The sequence below is a fragment of the Acidobacteriota bacterium genome (assembly GCA_028874215.1).
In the GTDB taxonomy this organism is placed as follows: Bacteria; Acidobacteriota; UBA6911; order RPQK01; family JAJDTT01; genus JAJDTT01.
Window position 1 is genome coordinate 62,294 of record JAPPLF010000100.1, and the last position, 17,583, is coordinate 79,876.

Sequence of the window (17,583 nt, forward strand, 5' to 3'; positions counted from 1 at the left end):
TCGGAGGATGCCCCCAGAGTAGATAGCGCAGTGTTCGAGACCCTTTCCCGAGCGAAATTTTTCAAACCACACAGGAACCATGCACTGCCGCACGGCTCATCGATGCCGTGGCGGCGGCGGAGGACCTCCACCATGGCCGGATTCCGATGGCCCTATCTGTTGATCACTCCGATTCTGGCGGTCGCCGGACAGGGATTCGCTCCGGCGCAAACCTCGGCTTGCGCCGATCACTCGATTTCCGCCGGGGCCGTGCGGACATACGAGGACGTGGAGGCGTTCGTCAAATGCGCCTACGAGTTTGTCCAGGAAGTGGGATTCGAGGAGGCGCGAAGGGCCTTCCACGAAGACGAACGGTGGAGAAAGGGACCCAACTATATTTTTGTCTCCGAGGATACGCCCGTGAGTGAAGAGACTCGGAGCTTGGTATTTCCGCCCGACCCGTCCAGGGAAGGACGGACGATAACGCGGCTGCTGGACGACGCCTTCGGCAACAACTACTACAGGGATCGGCATCGTATCCTGAGCCTCGTCGGTGAGGGCTGGATCCATTACGCGTTCACGAACCCGGCGACCGGCATGGAAGAGCCCAAGGCCTCCTACGTCAAGAGCATCGACTGGGACGGGACCCCGGCCGCCATCGGCTCCGGCATCTACCGGCGCGACCTCCCGGGGACCTGCCGGCGAGAAGAGGTCAACGCCACGGTGCTCGGCATAGACCCGTCCAACGAGAGGCTGCAGGAGTTCGTCCGTTGCGCCGCCATGGAAGTGGAAGCGATGGGGTACTTCGCCTCCATCAGCCTGTCCGCGGATCCCCGTTGGAGGCACGACTCGATCTATTTGTTCGGCGTCGACGGAAACGGAAACACGCTGTTCAGCGGGGATCCCTACCGCTGGGGCGGTTGGACCTTGGGCGGCCCCGATACTGAGCTGACCTCCCTGGCCGACCGGGACGACCTGAGCGTGGCCCAGGCCTTCGGTGAAACCTTTCTCTACTACATGAGCCGAAACCCCGCCACCGGGATGGAGCAGCGGAAAGTCGTCTTCGTCAAGCGGGTGGTCACCTACGGCCTGCCGATCCTCATCGGCTCGGGTTATTATCTGGATGAATGAAAAACTGCGGGCTCAAGCCCGATTGCGAATCTGGAGGACCATCATGACAATGAATCGCAGACTGTCCGGTTGCCTTTTTCTCTTATCCCTGCTGGTGGCGCCGCCCCAGGCATTCGGCAGCGATGACGGTCCGTCGTGTGCGGAGAATTCCGTCGTCGCCAGCGCCGTGCAAACTCGCGAAGACGTTCGCGCATTCGTTCAGTGCGCCTACGAATACGCCATTGAGATGGGGCCGGAGGAAGCTCGCAGGGCGTTCAACGAGGACGAGCGTTGGAATAGCGGATCCATCTACGTCTTCATTTCCGAATCGACGCCGGAAAGCGACCAGGCCCATCACTTTGTTTTCCCGCCCGAACCCGAGCGGGAGGGAACTTCGCGCGGACTCCTCATCGACGTCTTCGGCAACGACTACTACAAGGAGCAGCACCGCATCACCAGCGGCTTCGGGGAAGGTTGGTTGTACTATTCGTTCACGAATTTCGCGACCGGCAGGGACGAGCCGAAGGCGACCTACATCAAGAGCATCGACTGGAACGGAACCCCGGCCGGCATCGGCGCGGGAATCTACCTGCGGGACATTCCGGGCTCCTGCAATCGGGAAGAGGTCAACGCCGCCGGACTCGCCGCGGATCCCTCCAGCCGAAAGCTTCAGGAATTCGTCCGCTGTGCCGCCATGGAGTTGGAGTCGATGGGGTATTTCGCCTCTATCAGCCTGTCATTGGACCCCCGTTGGAGACAGGACTCGATCTACGTGTTCGGCGTGGACGGGAATGGCAACACGCTGTTCAGCGGGGATCCCTACCGCTGGGGCGGCTGGACGCTGGGCGGAGCGCAGACCGAGCTGACCTCGCTCACCGATCGGGACGACCTGAGCGTGGCCGACGCCTTCGGTGAAACTTTCCTCTATTACATGGCGCGCAACCCCTCCACCGGAATGCAGCAGCGGAAGATGGTCTTCGTCAAGCGGGTGGTGACTTACGGCCTGCCGATCCTGATCGGCTCCGGCTACTATCTGGAAGACGGGGAATAGGATCAGCCCATGGCGTCTTTGGCCGCCTTCAGAAGCTCCACCGCCTTCGCGGCGATGGCGTCTCCCGCGGGACGAGCGAACGGAGGCCGCAGGTAATACCGGTAGGCGGCCGACATGTACTCGCCGTCCCCCACGTCGCGGCTGGTGCCGATGTAGCCCAGATATCCGTTGCTGTAGGCGGCGGGTATGGTCATGGCGAAGGGACTCTGCCGCCGAATCTGTTTCCCGATTCCGGAAAACGCCTCGCACGGGATGGTCACCACCGCGACGTCGCCCAGGACGACGGCTTGCAGGGGAACCGGAAGGGAGTCGGGCAGGGCGGTGCCTTCCTTGTGAACCTTCAAAGCCCAGTCGGTCCATCTCAGCAGCGGCCGGGCCAGGTTCCTCCGGTATTTCATCTTCATGGTCGCGGAAAAGTTGTAGCCCAGGACCCGGAGCGTGTCGGGGTCGCCGGCCTCGGTTCGCCGTTGAAAATCCATCAGTTCCTGCCGCTGTTGCCGGAGTTCCTCAGGTGAGGGCAGGGGACCATAGGGAACCTGGGCCGTACCCCAGGCCAGGGCCAGGGCGGACCTGGAATTGGGCCGGGTTTCGGACGCCGCCCGGATGAAGGCGTCTCCCAATCGCCGTCCGGCGGCCCGGGCCCTTGCGGCGCCGTCGAACATGCCTTTGACGTTGATGTCTCCGGCGCAGCCCTGGAGGAAGAACCCCACCGGCCGTTGGGGGCGAAACGATTCCAGCAGGTCCAGGATGGCCCACCCCGAGAAGTCGGGATTGATCACCGGTTCCTCCAGGTTGTAGGAGGCTACCGGGTGGCCCGTGAAATGTCCCATGACGGCCAGAGGCGAACCGTCGGGGCGATCGAAGCGAAGCAGCGAAACCAGGGGATCGTTGGCGCCCTCGAAATCCCCCAACAGAACCCGGTCCTCCTCCCGCATGAAGTAGGTGGAACCGTCGGCCCAGACCCCCTTGCGGTTGTAGGTGATGGAGGACTCCTCCGTTGTCGCCCAGGAGAGTCTGGCCGGCTCGAAACCGGCCTCCAGGGAACGGGCGGCCTCCCGGAGATTCCTGAAGAACCGCTTCCCGAACCCTCGTGCGTTGTTCCTCAGGCCGCCCAGGGTGACGACGGAGTGGTTGTGGGTCGCGGAGGTGATGGTCTGCTCCTGGGGAATGCCCAGTCCCCGGGCCAGATGGCGCCGTCCCTCGGACCAGATGTTGTAGTCGCTGTTGGCCCAGCCCAGAGTCAGCTTCCCCTGCCGCAGGGCCAGGAGACGGGTCTCCAAGGGACCCTCGATCTTCCGGACCACCGGATTGACGCCCAGGGTCGGAGACGGGACGCCTGTGGGCGGGGTGCAATCGAAGCGGAGTGAGGAGATCTCCAGCTCACCGCGGCCCACCATCACATGATCGGCCGCCGGTTTCCCCCACGCACGCCGCGGAAACGGCAGCAGGGAAGCTCCCAGACCCACCAGAAAGTGACGCCGGCCGGTGCTTCTTCTCATAACTTTTTTTATAGCCATGTCATTCCGCGCCGGCACGGATAGGCGCATCGCCCGGCTGGGGCCGCAGCTCCTACCAGAGGGTGTAGCCTCCATCGATGACGATGCTGGCGCCGGTCACATAGCGGGAGGCGTCGCTGGCCAGGTAGACGGCCAGCGGTCCCAGGTCTTCGGGTTGCCCGAAGCCACCCATGGGGATGTTGGCTATGAAGGTCTTGATCACCTGGGGGTGGTCCTTGGACCAGCGGAGGTTGGGCTTGGTCATGAAGCCTCCGGGACAGATGGCGTTGACCGTGATGCCGTGGGGCGCCCAGTCGGCGGCCACGGCCCGGGTGAAGTGGATCACCGCCGCCTTGGACGTCTCGTAGTGCCGGCCGCCGATGTCCCGAGCCACGATCAGTCCGTTGATGGAAGCATTGTTGATGATTCGTCCTCCCTGGCCCCGGCTCACCATGGCTCCGCCGATGATCTTGGTGCAGAGGAACGTGCTGGTCAGGTTCAGATCCGTGAGGCGGCGCCATTGTTCCAGGGTCATCTCCGTGGTGGGAATGTTCTCGCGGCGTCCCCCCACGTTGTTGATCAGGATGTCGATGGGCCCATGATCCCGGAGGGCCGTCTCGCAGGCCCGCTCGCAGTCCTCCATGTCGCCGACGTCGGCCTGGATGGGAAAGGCCTTCCGGCCCCGGCTCACCAGATCCGCGGCCGTCCGCTCCAGGGAGGCGCCATCCCGTCCCACCAGGATCACGTCGGCGCCGGCCTCGGCGATGGCCAGGGCCATCTCGCGTCCCAGCCCCCGGCTGCCGCCGGTGATGAACATCTTCTTTCCTGTCAGTCGAAACCGGTCAAATACGCTCATGATTTATTTTTCTTTGGGAACTGGAGGGGCGGCTTCCAGCCGCCCGTTCCCCCGTTTCCCATTCCGCTCGTCTCCCCATGCCGCTCCCGGAGTTCGGCGTTTGGAAACCGCCGCTCCCCTCTTTCCTAATCCCCGTGCGCGTCCCGCCAGTCGAACACCACGTTCATGATGGTCTTGTCCCGGTGGTAGGCCATCTCGTAGGCCTCCACCATCCGAGTGTAGTGGAGCCGGTGGGTCACGAGGCGCTTGGGTTCCAGCAACCCGTCGGCCATCAGCGTGAAGAGGTGCGACCGGTGCCGTGTCTGCTGGACGTCGCCGCCGGCTCCGGGAAAGAGGTTGGGATCCTCGCCGCTGACGGCGATGAGTGAGATCCCTTTGATGTAGAAGAGCTGCATGGAGAGGGGGTTGAACTCCAGACCTTCCTCACCGCGGCCCAAAAGGCTGACGATGGAGACGCGGCCACCGTCCCGGACGATCTCCACGGCGGTTCGGTAGGCGGGCCAAGGGTTGGCCGTCAGTATGACCAGGTCGATGCCGCGTCCGGAGCTGAACTCGTCCAACTTCTTGGCCAAGTCTGGATCATCGCTGCGGAAGAGGCCGTGGGCCCCCATGTTCTTGGCCATCTCCAGCCGCAGGTCGCTGTTGCCGATGGCGGCAGTGCGCGCCCCATAGAGGGGGCCGACGGCGACGGCTCCCAAGCCCAGAGTCCCGAGCCCGACCACGGCCACGGTTTCGCCCGGCCGGAAGAGTCCCTTGTGATAACAGTGGGCGCTCAGGGAATAGAGATTCGCGAACACCGCATCTTCCGGTTCAACGCCGTCGGGAACCGTGACCAGGGCCCCCTCGGCGGGAGTACAGATGTACTCCGACTGGTGGTGCATCTGGGACAGGACCCGGTCTCCAACTTTGAAGCCTGTGACGTTGGAGCCGACGCCCCGGACTTCGCCCAAATTGCTGTCACCTACCCACCGGGGATAGACGGGGGCTCCGGGGACGTCCTCGGCCCCTTCGTAGTTGCCGCGGTCGGTCCCGATCTTGAATCCGGTCACGATGGTCCGCACCCAGACCTGATCCGGCGCCAGATTCGAGGTGTCGAGCTCCTGGTCTTCAATGCGGAGGTCCCGGGGACCGTGCAGGATGGCGATCTTCATCTGGACGTGCTCCTGGTCGGTTTGTCAGTCTTGGCGAAATTCGGGAGTGCCAACGTTACCAGCCCGTATCGACTTTTGCCACGGTCCGGGAGGAGCGCAAATGGGCGCAGAATTCATCGCATGACTATCGCGGAAAGAGAATCGGCACTATCCTGGAGACAGGAGATCGGCCTATGACGGCGAAGCGGATTCGGCGTAGAGACGCCCTCAAGACGATGGCGGTGGGCTCTTCCGGTCTGGTCCGGTTGGCCGTGTCGGCGCCGGTGGCGGGATCCGCCCCGGGAGCGGCCGCGGCAGCGGCTCAAGGCGCGGGCGGGGCTTGGACGCCCGGTTTTCTGACGCCGGATCAGGGCGAGCTGGTGGCGACGCTCGCCGACCTCATCATCCCGGAAACGGACACCCCCGGGGCCAGAGCCGCCCGGGTCCACGAGCACATCGATCTGGTCTTGAGTCACGAGACCGATGAGGTCCGGAAGGCATTCCTCGAGGGACTGGAGGAGGTCGACCGCCTCAGCCTCGTCCGGTACGAGAAGGAGTTTGTCCGGCTTTCCCCCGAGGACCGGGAGGCGCTGCTGAGCCGGCTTGCGGATCCGGAACCGGATCAACCTGAGGAAGGGGCGGGACACCGCTTCTTCCGGGACCTGCGCCGGAGAACGGTGTTCGCCTACTACACCTCCCGCGAGGGGATCCACCAGGAACTGGGGTACCAGGGAAAGCAGGTCCTGGCCCAATGGGAGGGTTGCCCCCATCCCGGCCATCACGGGGACGGTGACTAGCCTTCGAGGTTCGGCAATGGCCCAGCGTGAATACGATGTCCTGGTCGTCGGCAGCGGCGCCGCTGGTGGCATGGCGGCCAAGGTCCTGACCGAGCATGGACTGGAGGTGGTCGTGCTGGAGGCCGGACCCTCCATCAAGAACACCGACTTCCTGACCCATGCCATGCCCTACGATTTCCCTTTTCGGGGACGGGGCAACCCCCAAGTCATCCGGAAGGACGGCTTGCTGGCGGCGAGGGAGCAGACGCCGTTTTCCGGCTACTACGCCAAGGAAAGCGAGCATCCCTACACCAATGCTCCCACTACGGGCGCGCAAAAGCCCTACAAGTGGACGGGACGATCCCGGATTCTGGGGGGGCGGACCCTGCACTGGGGCCGCCAGTCGTTCCGCCTGGCCGAGTTCGACTTCAAGGCGGCGAGCATCGACGGTTTCGGGGTGGACTGGCCCTTCACCTACGCGGACCTGGCGCCCTACTACGACAAGGTGGAGGACTACGTGGGAATCCAGGGGTTCCAGGAGGGCCTGCCCCAGATTCCGGACGGACGGTTTCTGCCCCCCTTCGCCTACAACTGCTTCGAGCATCTGATCCGGAAGGCGGCGGCCCGGAAAGGCTGGCGCATGACGGCCCTCAGGACCGCCCAGTTGAGCCGGTACCACCGGGGACGGCCGCCCTGCCACTACTGCGGAAGCTGCGGCTTCGGATGCGACATCGGGGCCTTCTTCTCCAGCATCGCCGTCACCCTTCCCGACGCCGCCAAGACGGGAAAGCTGACCCTGCTGACCGACGCGGTGGTCCGGGAGGTGGCGGTGGACAAGGAAGGCCGGGTCCGGGGCGTCTCCTATGTCGACCGGAAGAGCAAAGTGGAGCGGAAGGTACGCGCCAAGGTGGTGGTGTTGGCCGCCGGCACGCTGGAGTCGACCCGGATCCTGCTCAATTCGGTGTCCCGTTTCCACCCCCAAGGCATGGCCAACGCCAGCGGTGTCCTGGGCCATTACCTGACCGATCACTTCACGGCCGGTCAGGTGATCGGGGTCCTGCCCGAGCTGGTGGGATCGAAAATCCGCAATGACGACGGCAAGGCCAACGGATCCTACATTCCCCGGTACAGCAATCTGGGAACCCGCCATCCCAATTTCCTTCGCGGCTACGCGATCATGGTCAAGGGGGGCAGCAATGTCTTCCCGGGACACGCCGACCTGATCGGTGGTTTCGGAGCCGGCTACAAGAAAAGGATCAAGGATCTGCACCCGGCGGTGGTCCGGATCTACGCTCGGGGAGAGCCGCTACAGATCTTCGACAGCTACGTGGAGATCGACAAAGAGGTGGTGGACGCGTGGGGAATCCCGGTCCTGAAGTTCCACTACAAGCGGACCGACAACGACTACCACATGCTGGACGACGCCTTTCAGAATCTGGAGGAGCTCATGCATGAGGCGGGAGCCGAGATCCTCAGCGAGGACAAGTCGCTGAGCGCTCCCGGGCGGATCATCCACGAGATGGGGACCACCCGGATGGGCGACGATCCTCGGACCAGCGTCCTGAACCAGTTCTGCCAGGCCCACGAGATTTCGAATCTGTTCGTCATGGACGGCGGTTGCTGGCCCAGTTCCGCCTGCCAGAATCCTACCGAAACCATTCTGGCCATCGCCTGGCGGTCCAGCGACTATCTGGCGGAGCAGTTCCGGACGGGCGATCTCTGAGTCACGCTGCCACGGTTCGCTACATCAACATCCTGTGACGGTCGTCCGGAGCCTGATCCTGCGGCTGACCCGGCGTGGCCGGCACTCTCAATTCGACTTCCGCTCCCGTGGCGGGTGAAGCGATCTTCAGTTTCGCCCGGTCGCCATAGCAAAGGCGGAGGCGCCGCCGCACGTTCGCCAGGCCTTGGGCGCCGGTTGGCGGACGTTTTGCAGGAAACCCGGGACCGTCGTCCGAGACGATCACCTGCAACGTTTCGCCGACGATTCGGGACTCGATCCGAACCGTTCCCTCGTCGATTCCGGTGCTCACGCCGTGTTTTACGGCGTTCTCGACCAAGGGTTGGATGGAGAGGACGGGGACGGAGACCTGCAAGGTGTCTTCGGCAATGTCAATCCCGGTCCGCAGGCGCTCTCCGAGGCGCAGCCGCTCGATCTGGAGGTAGGCTTGGACGATTCGCATCTCCTGGTCCAGAGACACGAACTGGCGATTGCCCTGCAGCGAGTAGCGGAAGATCTCAGCCAGATTGACCAGCGTTTCCCGGGCGTCCACGGCGGATCGAGGAATGGTGGCGTACAGCGCGTTCAGGGAGTTGAACAGGAAGTGGGGGTTGATCTGGGCCCGGAGGGCGTCCAGCTCCGCTTCGGCCACCAGCCGATTGAGTTCGGTCCGGCGCCTGCGCTCCAGTTGATCGGAGAGTTCGGCGGAGAGCCGGTCCAGATCCTCCAGGTCCCGGCTCAGATATCGGTGTCCGCCCCGCCGGCGACCCAGCAGCAGACGGCAGGTCTCCTCGCCGCTTGTTCGGATGGGAACTTCGACTTCCGCCCAGCGATGGCGTTGAGACTTGCCGTCAGTTTCCCGGTCCGGCCGAATCCGGGTCCGAATCAACTTTTTCCCGGTTTTGATGCCATCTTCCACGACCTGCCAGCGCTCCGCTTTGGCGAAACGGGCCATCACCTCGCCTGCGCGGCCCAGAGATTCCTCGCCGCCTTCGTTGTCCTCGAGACACGCACGGATCTCCCCGAGTGCCCGTTCGGGGTCTCCTCGCCGGAAAACGGTGGTTTCCAGGCGATTCTGCACGCGCTTTCGCATCGCCGGAAAGGCCACCAGGGCCAACCCTCCCGCGACGATCAGGATGGACCGAGCGAAGGGAGCGTTCGAAGTGGGCTCCAGCAGACCCAGAAATCCGGCGAGTCCCAGCAGCACAATCGCCGCTGCGGCCGCCATCAGGGCATTGCCGAGAAACCGCACGAACACGTCCAGCAACAGCAGTCGGTGGGTTTGCAGGAGAATGACGAGAGCCAGCGGGATTCCGGCGTGGTGCAAGACAATTTGATGAGCCCAGGCATCGGACCCGTGGCTCGAACCGAAGTGAATAAAGGAGACTGCGAAGAAAAAGAGCGCCATGGCCGCGATGGCACGCAGGCTGGCGCCTTTGAGCCGGCGCTTCTCCCGGGCCAGGGCCGAGGCCGCGAGGAGCGCCAACGCACCGAATCCGAATGTGATCAGGAGCAGTCCGAATCGGTGCGAGGACTCACCCCCTCCGAACAATTCCGCCAGGTGGGTGGCCACCGCCGTGAAGGACAGCAGGTAACCGCAAACGAGAATCCAGCGTGTGCCGGATCCCAACGAGAGATGGAGCAGGACACCCGGAAGCAGACTCAGAACAGCGAAACTCAAGGCCACGGCGATTGACGTGTAACCGCCTCCGAGTTCGGCGGTGGTCAGGACCGTCAGAGACAGAGCATTCCAGAGAAGGGCCAAGGTGGCCGCCATGGCCGGCACCACGAAATCTCCTCCCGGATCCCGTCGCCGGCCCAGCCACAGCAGGCATAGGAATGCGCCGAAGATGATGACGCCCGCAGCGTGTCCCAGCGCATTGATGATGAATGGGAGGTTCCCTTGCATCGGTTGGAACAGTCTACTATGAGCCCCAGGAAGCAATCTTCATGTGCTCTCCGGTAACCGGCGTTCGACGGACCAATTGGTAGAATCGGGGATCGATGGCGTCCGAATGGCGATTGAGGAGGTTTGATACGTGCCCGTGAAGAGATTGCGCGTACTGGTCGTGGACGACGAGCCGCTGGCCCGCCGCGTGCTTCTGGATGGGCTGGACCTTGTGGAAAACATCCAGGTTGTGGGCGAGGCGGACAACGGTGAGACGGCTTTGCAGCAGATTGGCCGTCTCCAGCCGGACCTGGTTCTCCTCGACGTCCAGATGCCGGTCATGGACGGTTTCCAGGTGATTCGGCGGCTCAAGGGTCCCCTGCCGGCCATCGTGTTCGTGACCGCATACTCCGAGTATGCGCTCGATGCCTTCGAGGTCGGCGCCGTGGATTACCTGCTCAAGCCGGTCAGCGAGGATCGCCTCGGAATGGCTGTCGGCCGGGCCCGCCGGGCCCGGCGCAGGCCCCGGGAGAGCGCCCTCAGAGTGGAGCGAACCCTGGCCGCTCTGGAAAGGCGCGAAACCCGGACTGTCGCCAAGCTGGTGGCTCGCCGCGGGTTGGACTACTACCTTTTGGACCTGGACGACGTGTACGCACTGCAGGCGGAAGGAGAGATCGTTTGGATTCTCACCTCACGCAGGAAATTCCGGGCCGTGCACAGTCTGGGGAGTCTTGAGGAACGACTTCGAGGGACCCAGTTTCAAAGGGTTCACCGAAGCGTGCTGGTGAACACGAACCGGATACGAAAGATGAGTGCTCTGAGCAGCCGCCGTTGGCTGCTGATCCTGACCAATGGTCTGAAGTTCATCGTCAGCAAGCGCCGGGCGCCGCTGGTGCGGGATCTGCTTTTGTAGCTGCGAGGGGTGTAGAGGGGGGGCTGCTCCTACTCGCCGACAGGGATGTTTCCGCTCCATGGACAGGGATGCCGCGGCTTCTCATCGCCGGAAGTGCCAGTTGGTGGTGTTGCCCGGTGGGGGATAGTTGGATTCGGACGCCTTCCCGTCCCGGGAATGGATGAAGACGCGGATCTCCGTCGTTGCCGGATCGGGGAAGTCGAGGAGCGAGAATTCGTACAGGTAGCCGCTGTTGTCGATCTCCGAACTGCCGTAGGTCCTGACGACGTCCTTCCGGTATCGGCCGGTCCGTCCCGCGTACAGGAATTCTCCGTCCCGAAACAGGACGATGGATCGAGGCAGGACGCGTTTTCCCACGTCGGCCCCCCAACCGCCGATGAAAATCCGGCTTCGGTCCGGGCTCGGGCGCGAGACGACCCACCCGGTGACGCCCGGGTCGCCGATGGGAATTTCCGTCCCTTCCGGTGTCACCAGGAGGGTTTCCGCCCCGGACGCATCCAGCCGGTAGGAAGCCGGGGCGGGGACTTTCACGGACAGGAGTGCGAGGCTGGATTCGGTCCGGCGCGTCTCGTAGATTCGAATCTGGTTGCTGCCGTCCCGGAAGGCCGATTCCGGGACGATGGCCGAGAAGACGGTTGCTCCGCCCAGTTGCGAGGTCCGGGTCACTGCGCGGACCGCGCCGTTGACGCCGATGGCGAGGGTCCGGCCGGTCTGGGCGGCCTGGCCTCCGAGAACCCTTCCCGAGATTCTTGACAGCAGGAAGGTGGAGTCGAGGTCGACCTGCCGGTGCAGGTGGGCTCCGTCGACCTCTACCGTCAGGTCCGATTGCCCTTGGATCAACGCGTCCGTCCGCTGGCCCACCAGTTCGGCATGAGGTCCGATCCGGTAGAGATCCTGCTTCGAGAGTTCACCGTTCGCGGCGCCGAAGAGCGCCAGCTTCCGTTCGAGGCTCTCCCAGCGCGCCTCCAGGCGGGGGTCGAACGAGAATATCTCGCCGTCGTCGGTGTAGACGATCTTGCCGGGCCGTTCCGGAGCCTCGGCGGAAAGGGCCGACTGGCCCTCCAGTGGCCAGTCCGTTTCGCTGCCCAGAAGCTCCACCAGGGTCGGCAGGATGTCCATGCTCTCCACGTTGCGGTCGCTTACGACTCCCCGCCGTTGCCCCGGCGCCTTGACGATCAACGGGACGGAAATGATGTCCATGTAGTTGGTGGCGGTCACCAGGCGGCGGGAGTCGCCGGGGCGGAAGCTGGCTCCGTGGTCGGCGGTGATGACCAGAAGCGTGGAGTCGAAGAGGTTCCGCTCACGAAGCCGCTGGACCAGTTCTCCGACCAGGCGATCCAGAAACATGACCTGCAGGAGGTGGCGCTGGTAGGACTGGATCACCAGCCACCGATCGTCCAGCCACTGATTCACGTCGAGACCCCGGTTGTTGGGTCCCACCACCCCGGCCACGCCCGGCCGCTCCGAGAGCGTGTACAACTTGCCCGAAGGAAGGTAGATCCAACTGGCGTGGGGAAGCATGGAGTGCAGGAAATAGAGAGCCGGCGGTCCGTCCTCCCGAATGGATTCGACGAAGTTCCGAAAACGGTCCGCCCGTCTCGACCAGTCGACATGGAAATCCTTCCAGGTTTGCCGGATCGGGCCGGGAGCGACCGGGTTCAGGAACTGGTTCCAGGTCTGGGTCACCGGAGGAAGCCATCGCGAGGCCCATGACGCCGGCAGCAGGAGATGGAGATAGGCGACCGACAGGTCCTCCACCAGCAACCGGAAGCGGGGAACGAAGGGCGCGGGTGTTCTCCGGGGGTTCAACCCGGTGACGTTTTCCCTGATTTCAAGTTCGTGGGAGCCGGAAAGGAGCGAGAAGAGGTTCCTGGGGTATTCGCGAAACAGAGGCAGTGGGAAGGGACGCTGCTTGGGCAGGGTTCCCGACAAGATTACCGGAATCGACAACAGAGTGCTCTCGTTGTTGGTGGTCGCATTCCGGAACCAGTAGGAGTGTTCCGCCAACTCGGCCAGGTTGGGGAAGAGGTTCGAGTCGATCTCCCGGCGCTCGTTGAGCAGGGAAATGAGGGGGAACTCGTCGAAGATCACCATCACCATGGGCGCTTTGGCGCCGGTCCCGGCCTCCACCTGGGAATCCGGTTCGGGAAGGATCAGCTTCCGGATCTCCGAATCCAGGAGGAACAGGACGGGAAACAGCACGGCTGCGGGGATCAGATAGGACAGATAGGTCCTGATCACCGCAAATCGGCGGTACGCCAGCACGAAGGCCATTCCGGAGAGCAGGGAAAGGACCAGCGACGCCCCTTCGGGTACCGGAAATCTCTTGAGCGCCTGAAGGACGAGTCCCGCGGTCAGGAGGCCCAGAAGAGCCTGGTAGGTCCCGAGGCCCAACTGCGGGTGGACTCTGGCCAAACTCCGGACCACGATCGCCGCCGCTCCCGGCAACAGGAGCGACAACATCAGGGTCAGCAGGAGGATGTCCACCCGTTCGCTCTGGTGGGCCGGCAGGAACTCGGGGTGCCGGGTCAGGAGGTCGTAGATGGGCTGCGCCGTGGTGAACGCCGACAGAACCAGGAGGTGGATGATCCGGATTTGAATCCCGGCGGCTGGATTTCCTCGGCTCGGGTTACTCATCAGAGGCGGTCCCCGTCGGGCGTCCATGGGTGTTCCCCACGGCGCCGACATTCCAGCAGAAGGACCTGAACGAGCGCAAGAAGAGAGGGGTGACTGGAGGCGCCTTTCTTTTCGCCGGGAGGGGCGATTTCCTAATCGCCCATTCTTCCCTCTACCTTTCTGTTACGTGGGAGTCCGGCGGTTAGGAAACCGCCGTTCCGCACTCTTCCCCTGCCGTGTTATGTTTTCTTCGGTCCGGCCCAGGGCGGGGAGCCGAGTGGATCGGGCCGGCCCGGCGAGTCCCATGGAACATCTCGTTCGTCCGCTGTCACCGGCCTCCGTCGTACTGGATCTGGGTGCGGGACCGGGGAGTTTTTCCTATGCCGGGACCGAGGCGCGAGTCTTGGCTCTGGACCTGGATTTTCCCGGCGCCGCGCAAGAACCTTGGGCCCGGGTGCTGGGAGACTCGGGTGCGATTCCCCTCGGCCAGGAGACCGTGGACGTGGTGGTCTGCAACCATACGCTGGAGCACTTTCCGGACTGCCGTCAGGCCATAAGGGAAATCGATCGGGTGCTCCGGCCGGGGGGCTCCCTCTGGGTTGCGGTGCCCGACGGCGGTTGTCTGGACGACCGGCTGTATCGCTATCTCTTTCTCGGAGGAGGTCATGTCAACCGCTTTTCTCTCGCCAGCTTGGTGGAGGCGATCGAGACCGGCACCCGTCTTCGGGCCCGTTCCTGCAAGAAGCTCTTCACCGGGTTCGTCTATCTGAATCCTCCCGATCCCGAAAAAGTCCAATATTATCCCCCGCGGGCACAGTTTCTGGCGCGGATCCCGTCCCGAGTGTTGAGGACTCTGCTTCGCTGGATGAATTATGGGGTTCGGGTGCTGGATCGTATTTTTCGGACCCGTTTGAGCCAGTATGGCTGGGCGCTCGTGGCCCGGCGGGAAGACGACGACTCGGGACCGGCGACCGATCCGTCCGGACTTGGAGTCGAATCCGGCGACACCAATGTCTGTTTTGCCTGTGGGGACGGCCATGTGGAGGCGACGCTGAAGCCGGTTCGCATCCTTTTCCTGACCTTTTTCCAATGTCCCAATTGTGGGACTCGCAACCTCATGTCTCCCCTGAGGGATTCTTCAGGACCGGTTTGAATGGGCCCGTCTCCCGATCTTTCAGGTGAAACCGGTTCCCGGTTCGGAAAGAAGTTCCGGCACTACTCCGTCCGGATTCTTCTGGCGCTGGCGGTGACGGCCCTCTGCCTGGTGCTGTCCGCTCCCCTGGCGATGAAGTTCCTGCGGCCGGCGCTGCTTCATTTCCTGCTCGACAACCTTTCGGACGCCCGGCGGTCGGAGCTCTACGAGTCCCTGGCCGCCCGGGCCGGGCAGTTCTACGACGCCGTGCCCGAACCCGCGGTGGGCCGCTTGGGAAAGAGGGGCGTCGTGACTCGATACCGGGGCGCCGAGGTCCGGATCAACAACGCGGGCATGCGGAGCTCCATCGACTACCGGGCCAAGCCGAAAGGGGTCTTTCGGATCGTCTGCCTGGGAGACTCCTACGTGTTCGGGACCGGCGGACCGGAGGCGGACCGGTTCTGCGATCAGATCGGAGACTTTTACCGAAGCCGCGAAATCCGGGCCGGCGGCAAGTCCATCGAGACCTATGCCCTGGGGCTCGACAGTTGGACCCTGTCCCAGGAAGCGTCCTATCTCTCCAGCCGGATCTCCGCCTACGATCCGGACGTCATCCTGCAACTGAGCGTCTCCAACGACATCACCCCCCTGGCCGGCGTCAACGGCCTCGGCATGGCCACCTACGAATTCAGCCCCGAGGCGAGGCAATGGGGCTCCGGACTGTTTTCAAACCAGGCCGCGCGGTATTTCGGCGAGCGGAACTTCAGCGCCCTGGCGTGGAGCCTCTCGCCCCAGAGCCGGAAGGAGTGGGACCGCGCCTTCTCGGCCTTGGGCCGCCTGGTGGACCTGCAACAGGGAAGGGAAGGCAAGATCCTGCTCTCGGTCCTGGACTACCCCTTCTCCGGCCAGTTCTTCAGCGAGCTGTACACGTGGCATTTTCGCCAGTCACAGCTCCAGGCCCCCTTTCTGGCGACCTCGTTTCTGCCTTCATTCGAGACGCAACTGACGCATGACGCGCACCCCAACCGCCTGGGAAACAGTTACCTGGCCGCCCACTATGTTCACGCCCTGAATCGGCTCGGATGGATTCCGGTTCCCGACTCGGATCTGCCTCACCTGCCGGAAGGGCTCGACCTGGACCTCAATCCTGAACCCGATCCGGACCGTCTGAAGCGGGATCGGGAGGAATTCGTCTCCACTCATCTGCGGTCCAGCCTGGACTTCGGCCGGTTGACCCGCGGGGAGACCCGGGCATTTCTGGGGGGCATCTTTCCGGACCAGGGGGGAGAGAACGCGCTTCAGGGCTACCCTTGGGCCTCCATCCGAAGCGGTTTTCTCATGAGCCGGCTGGAGGGGGGCCGCGAGCGCCGACTGTTGCTGGAGATCTGGATTCCAGCCCTCCCCGAGATCTTTCCTTTCAGTCTGAAGGTCTCGGCGGAAGGCACGGAGATCGCCTCCCTGGTCCTGGAGGATCCCGGTCCTTCAGATCATTACCGGTTGGAGGGGGAGCTTCCCGCGTTGGACCGGCGGGAGCCGGCCCGGGAGATCGTCCTCGTGGCCTCGTCCTACTTTGCCGGCATCGGCAACCCGAGGATGAAGTCGTTCCGTCTGGTGTCCGCGCAACTCGAGTAGGGGCCGGCCCCCAGGACGCTGAATCACCCTCCGCCGAGAGGCCGCCTGGGGAGACGGGGCACGGGCATTTCGAAGTGAACGTCTTCCTGGAGCTGAATGGTCAAAGTGGAGCCCCGGGGCAGGACTACGTCCTCTCCCCGCTTTAAGAGCGCCATAATTCCGCCCACGGCGGCGCCGATGGCGGCGCCCGCTGCGGCGCCGCGGCCCATGCGGCCCCGCATGGCGCCGGCAGTGACTCCCACAATGGTCCCGGTCACCGCTCCCCCGGCGGCGCCCGCCAGGACCTCGCCTGCCGCGCCTCCCTGGCCCTGGATCGTACCCTCTTCCCCGTCCAGATCCGTGGCGTACCCTTCCGAGGTCTGCACCCCGGCTCTCATGTAGCGTGTCGTCCCATCGGGGAGGATCACGGTGTCGAACTTCAGCGTCAGTTCCGCCTTGCCCTTGAGCCGCCCCGCGCGCTTGCTCCTGTCCACGTAGCCGATGATGTAGCTGCCCACGGGTATCACGATCCGGTCGTGGGCAGTGACAGGGACCTGGACCTGGCTGGAAAATTTATCTCCGGAGCGGGCCGACTTGGTGTTCAGGGTCTGCTGCAGGCTGATGAAGACAGCGGACTTTCCGGGAATGATGGTGTCATCGATGCTCTGGCCGCTGAGCGGAATCGCGCTCAGGAGTCCGGTTGCGAGAAGGCGTTTGATCATACCAGTCTCTCCTCCGCCGGCTTGGGCGGGTCGGGATGGCGTGAAGTGTTTCCCGGACCCAAGCCGAATGGGTGGGGCGAGTCTGCGACCTACCCCTCGACTATTTAGATTGTAAGGGATGCAAAGGGGTTCACGGGGCGTCCGGACGCCCGCCATACGGTGCGGTGGCAGGGGATCCGGACAGAGTCACGAACTGGACGACTCGTCTTCATCCGCCCCGCCGGAACCGAGGATCTCGTGGACGGCCGCGATTCCCTCCCAGGCCGCCGGAAATCCGGCGTAGGGCGCAATGTGAAGCAGGGTCTCCACGATCTCCCGCCGGGAGGCTCCGTTGCGCTGCGCCATGCGGATGTTCAGCTCCAGGCCTCGCTGCCGCCCCAGCGCCGCCAGGGCGGCGATGGTGCACAGGCTCTTGGTGCGCCGGTCGAGACCGGGCCGGGCCCAGACTTCTCCCGACAGGAAGCCGACGACGTAGGCTTCGAAATCGGGGGAGATCTCCTGCCAGGCCCGCTGGACCTGGGCGGCCTGATCCTCTCCCAGCATCTCCTTGAGAATTTGGACTCCCCGTTCCCTGTTCATCGGC

General features: G+C 63.9%; 14 protein-coding genes. 7 read left to right on the top strand and 7 right to left on the bottom strand.

The window, feature by feature from the left end; translation table 11 throughout:
* The first annotated feature begins 132 nt into the window (after positions 1 to 132).
* Together OXT71_20235 and OXT71_20240 are read left to right on the top strand one after the other, a co-directional pair.
* A complete protein-coding gene (locus OXT71_20235; protein ID MDE2928719.1) occupies positions 133 to 1,110 on the top strand; it encodes a cache domain-containing protein in 978 nt (325 codons plus the stop codon).
* Between the two features lie 43 nt (positions 1,111 to 1,153).
* Positions 1,154 to 2,140, top strand: a complete 987-nt coding sequence (locus tag OXT71_20240; GenBank protein MDE2928720.1) for a cache domain-containing protein — start codon at positions 1,154 to 1,156, stop codon at positions 2,138 to 2,140.
* 2 nt (positions 2,141 to 2,142) lie between these two features.
* On the opposite strand, the gene OXT71_20245 is transcribed toward OXT71_20240, so the two are convergent.
* The 3 genes from OXT71_20245 to OXT71_20255 form a co-directional block, all read right to left on the bottom strand.
* Positions 2,143 to 3,639, bottom strand: a complete 1,497-nt coding sequence (locus tag OXT71_20245) for a hypothetical protein (protein MDE2928721.1) — start codon at positions 3,637 to 3,639, stop codon at positions 2,143 to 2,145.
* A 70-nt stretch (positions 3,640 to 3,709) separates the two neighbouring features.
* Positions 3,710 to 4,492 carry a glucose 1-dehydrogenase gene (locus tag OXT71_20250; protein ID MDE2928722.1) on the bottom strand — a complete coding sequence of 261 codons (783 nt, stop codon included), beginning with the start codon at positions 4,490 to 4,492 and terminating at the stop codon, positions 3,710 to 3,712.
* A 125-nt stretch (positions 4,493 to 4,617) separates the two neighbouring features.
* Positions 4,618 to 5,643 carry a zinc-binding dehydrogenase gene (locus tag OXT71_20255; GenBank protein MDE2928723.1) on the bottom strand — a complete coding sequence of 342 codons (1,026 nt, stop codon included), beginning with the start codon at positions 5,641 to 5,643 and terminating at the stop codon, positions 4,618 to 4,620.
* A 173-nt stretch (positions 5,644 to 5,816) separates the two neighbouring features.
* Between OXT71_20255 and OXT71_20260 the strand changes: the two genes are divergently transcribed.
* Positions 5,817 to 6,419, top strand: a complete 603-nt coding sequence (locus tag OXT71_20260) for a gluconate 2-dehydrogenase subunit 3 family protein (protein MDE2928724.1) — start codon at positions 5,817 to 5,819, stop codon at positions 6,417 to 6,419.
* A gap of 16 nt (positions 6,420 to 6,435) precedes the next feature.
* Positions 6,436 to 8,121 (top strand): GMC family oxidoreductase, encoded by a 1,686-nt coding sequence (locus OXT71_20265; GenBank protein ID MDE2928725.1) that lies wholly within the window; start codon positions 6,436 to 6,438, stop codon positions 8,119 to 8,121.
* Positions 8,122 to 8,140: 19 nt separating this feature from the next.
* On the opposite strand, the gene OXT71_20270 is transcribed toward OXT71_20265, so the two are convergent.
* Positions 8,141 to 10,027, bottom strand: a complete 1,887-nt coding sequence (locus OXT71_20270) for a histidine kinase (GenBank protein ID MDE2928726.1) — start codon at positions 10,025 to 10,027, stop codon at positions 8,141 to 8,143.
* A gap of 136 nt (positions 10,028 to 10,163) precedes the next feature.
* Between OXT71_20270 and OXT71_20275 the strand changes: the two genes are divergently transcribed.
* Positions 10,164 to 10,919, top strand: a complete 756-nt coding sequence (locus OXT71_20275; protein ID MDE2928727.1) for a LytTR family DNA-binding domain-containing protein — start codon at positions 10,164 to 10,166, stop codon at positions 10,917 to 10,919.
* An 81-nt stretch (positions 10,920 to 11,000) separates the two neighbouring features.
* Here the strand turns inward: OXT71_20275 and OXT71_20280 are convergent, their stop codons facing one another.
* Positions 11,001 to 13,556 (bottom strand): sulfatase-like hydrolase/transferase, encoded by a 2,556-nt coding sequence (locus tag OXT71_20280; GenBank protein MDE2928728.1) that lies wholly within the window; start codon positions 13,554 to 13,556, stop codon positions 11,001 to 11,003.
* Positions 13,557 to 13,839: 283 nt separating this feature from the next.
* Here OXT71_20280 and OXT71_20285 point away from each other — a divergent pair, with 283 nt between their 5' ends.
* On the top strand, positions 13,840 to 14,688 hold the full coding sequence (locus OXT71_20285; GenBank protein ID MDE2928729.1) for a class I SAM-dependent methyltransferase: 849 nt from the start codon (positions 13,840 to 13,842) through the stop codon (positions 14,686 to 14,688).
* Entirely contained in the window at positions 14,689 to 16,299 is a 1,611-nt protein-coding gene (locus OXT71_20290; GenBank protein ID MDE2928730.1) for a hypothetical protein, read from the top strand.
* A gap of 23 nt (positions 16,300 to 16,322) precedes the next feature.
* Here the strand turns inward: OXT71_20290 and OXT71_20295 are convergent, their stop codons facing one another.
* Both OXT71_20295 and OXT71_20300 read right to left on the bottom strand, forming a co-directional pair.
* Positions 16,323 to 17,000 carry a hypothetical protein gene (locus tag OXT71_20295; GenBank protein ID MDE2928731.1) on the bottom strand — a complete coding sequence of 226 codons (678 nt, stop codon included), beginning with the start codon at positions 16,998 to 17,000 and terminating at the stop codon, positions 16,323 to 16,325.
* A 186-nt stretch (positions 17,001 to 17,186) separates the two neighbouring features.
* The gene (locus tag OXT71_20300) at positions 17,187 to 17,579 is read right to left on the bottom strand and encodes a carboxymuconolactone decarboxylase family protein (protein ID MDE2928732.1); all 393 of its coding nucleotides are present in this window, start codon (positions 17,577 to 17,579) and stop codon (positions 17,187 to 17,189) included.
* Between the last annotated feature and the right edge of the window lie 4 nt (positions 17,580 to 17,583).

Excerpts from the sequence above, each read along its gene's own strand:
- OXT71_20235 (MDE2928719.1), top strand. The coding sequence starts at position 133 with ATGGCCGGATTCCGATGGCCCTATCTGTTGATCACTCCGATTCTGGCG.
- OXT71_20255 (MDE2928723.1), bottom strand. The coding sequence starts at position 5,643 with ATGAAGATCGCCATCCTGCACGGTCCCCGGGACCTCCGCATTGAAGAC.
- OXT71_20245 (MDE2928721.1), bottom strand. The coding sequence starts at position 3,639 with ATGAGAAGAAGCACCGGCCGGCGTCACTTTCTGGTGGGTCTGGGAGCT.
- OXT71_20260 (MDE2928724.1), top strand. The coding sequence starts at position 5,817 with ATGACGGCGAAGCGGATTCGGCGTAGAGACGCCCTCAAGACGATGGCG.
- OXT71_20270 (MDE2928726.1), bottom strand. The coding sequence starts at position 10,027 with ATGCAAGGGAACCTCCCATTCATCATCAATGCGCTGGGACACGCTGCG.
- OXT71_20265 (MDE2928725.1), top strand. The coding sequence starts at position 6,436 with ATGGCCCAGCGTGAATACGATGTCCTGGTCGTCGGCAGCGGCGCCGCT.
- OXT71_20285 (MDE2928729.1), top strand. The coding sequence starts at position 13,840 with ATGGAACATCTCGTTCGTCCGCTGTCACCGGCCTCCGTCGTACTGGAT.
- OXT71_20250 (MDE2928722.1), bottom strand. The coding sequence starts at position 4,492 with ATGAGCGTATTTGACCGGTTTCGACTGACAGGAAAGAAGATGTTCATC.
- OXT71_20240 (MDE2928720.1), top strand. The coding sequence starts at position 1,154 with ATGACAATGAATCGCAGACTGTCCGGTTGCCTTTTTCTCTTATCCCTG.
- OXT71_20300 (MDE2928732.1), bottom strand. The coding sequence starts at position 17,579 with ATGAACAGGGAACGGGGAGTCCAAATTCTCAAGGAGATGCTGGGAGAG.
- OXT71_20280 (MDE2928728.1), bottom strand. The coding sequence starts at position 13,556 with ATGAGTAACCCGAGCCGAGGAAATCCAGCCGCCGGGATTCAAATCCGG.
- OXT71_20295 (MDE2928731.1), bottom strand. The coding sequence starts at position 17,000 with ATGATCAAACGCCTTCTCGCAACCGGACTCCTGAGCGCGATTCCGCTC.
- OXT71_20290 (MDE2928730.1), top strand. The coding sequence starts at position 14,689 with ATGGGCCCGTCTCCCGATCTTTCAGGTGAAACCGGTTCCCGGTTCGGA.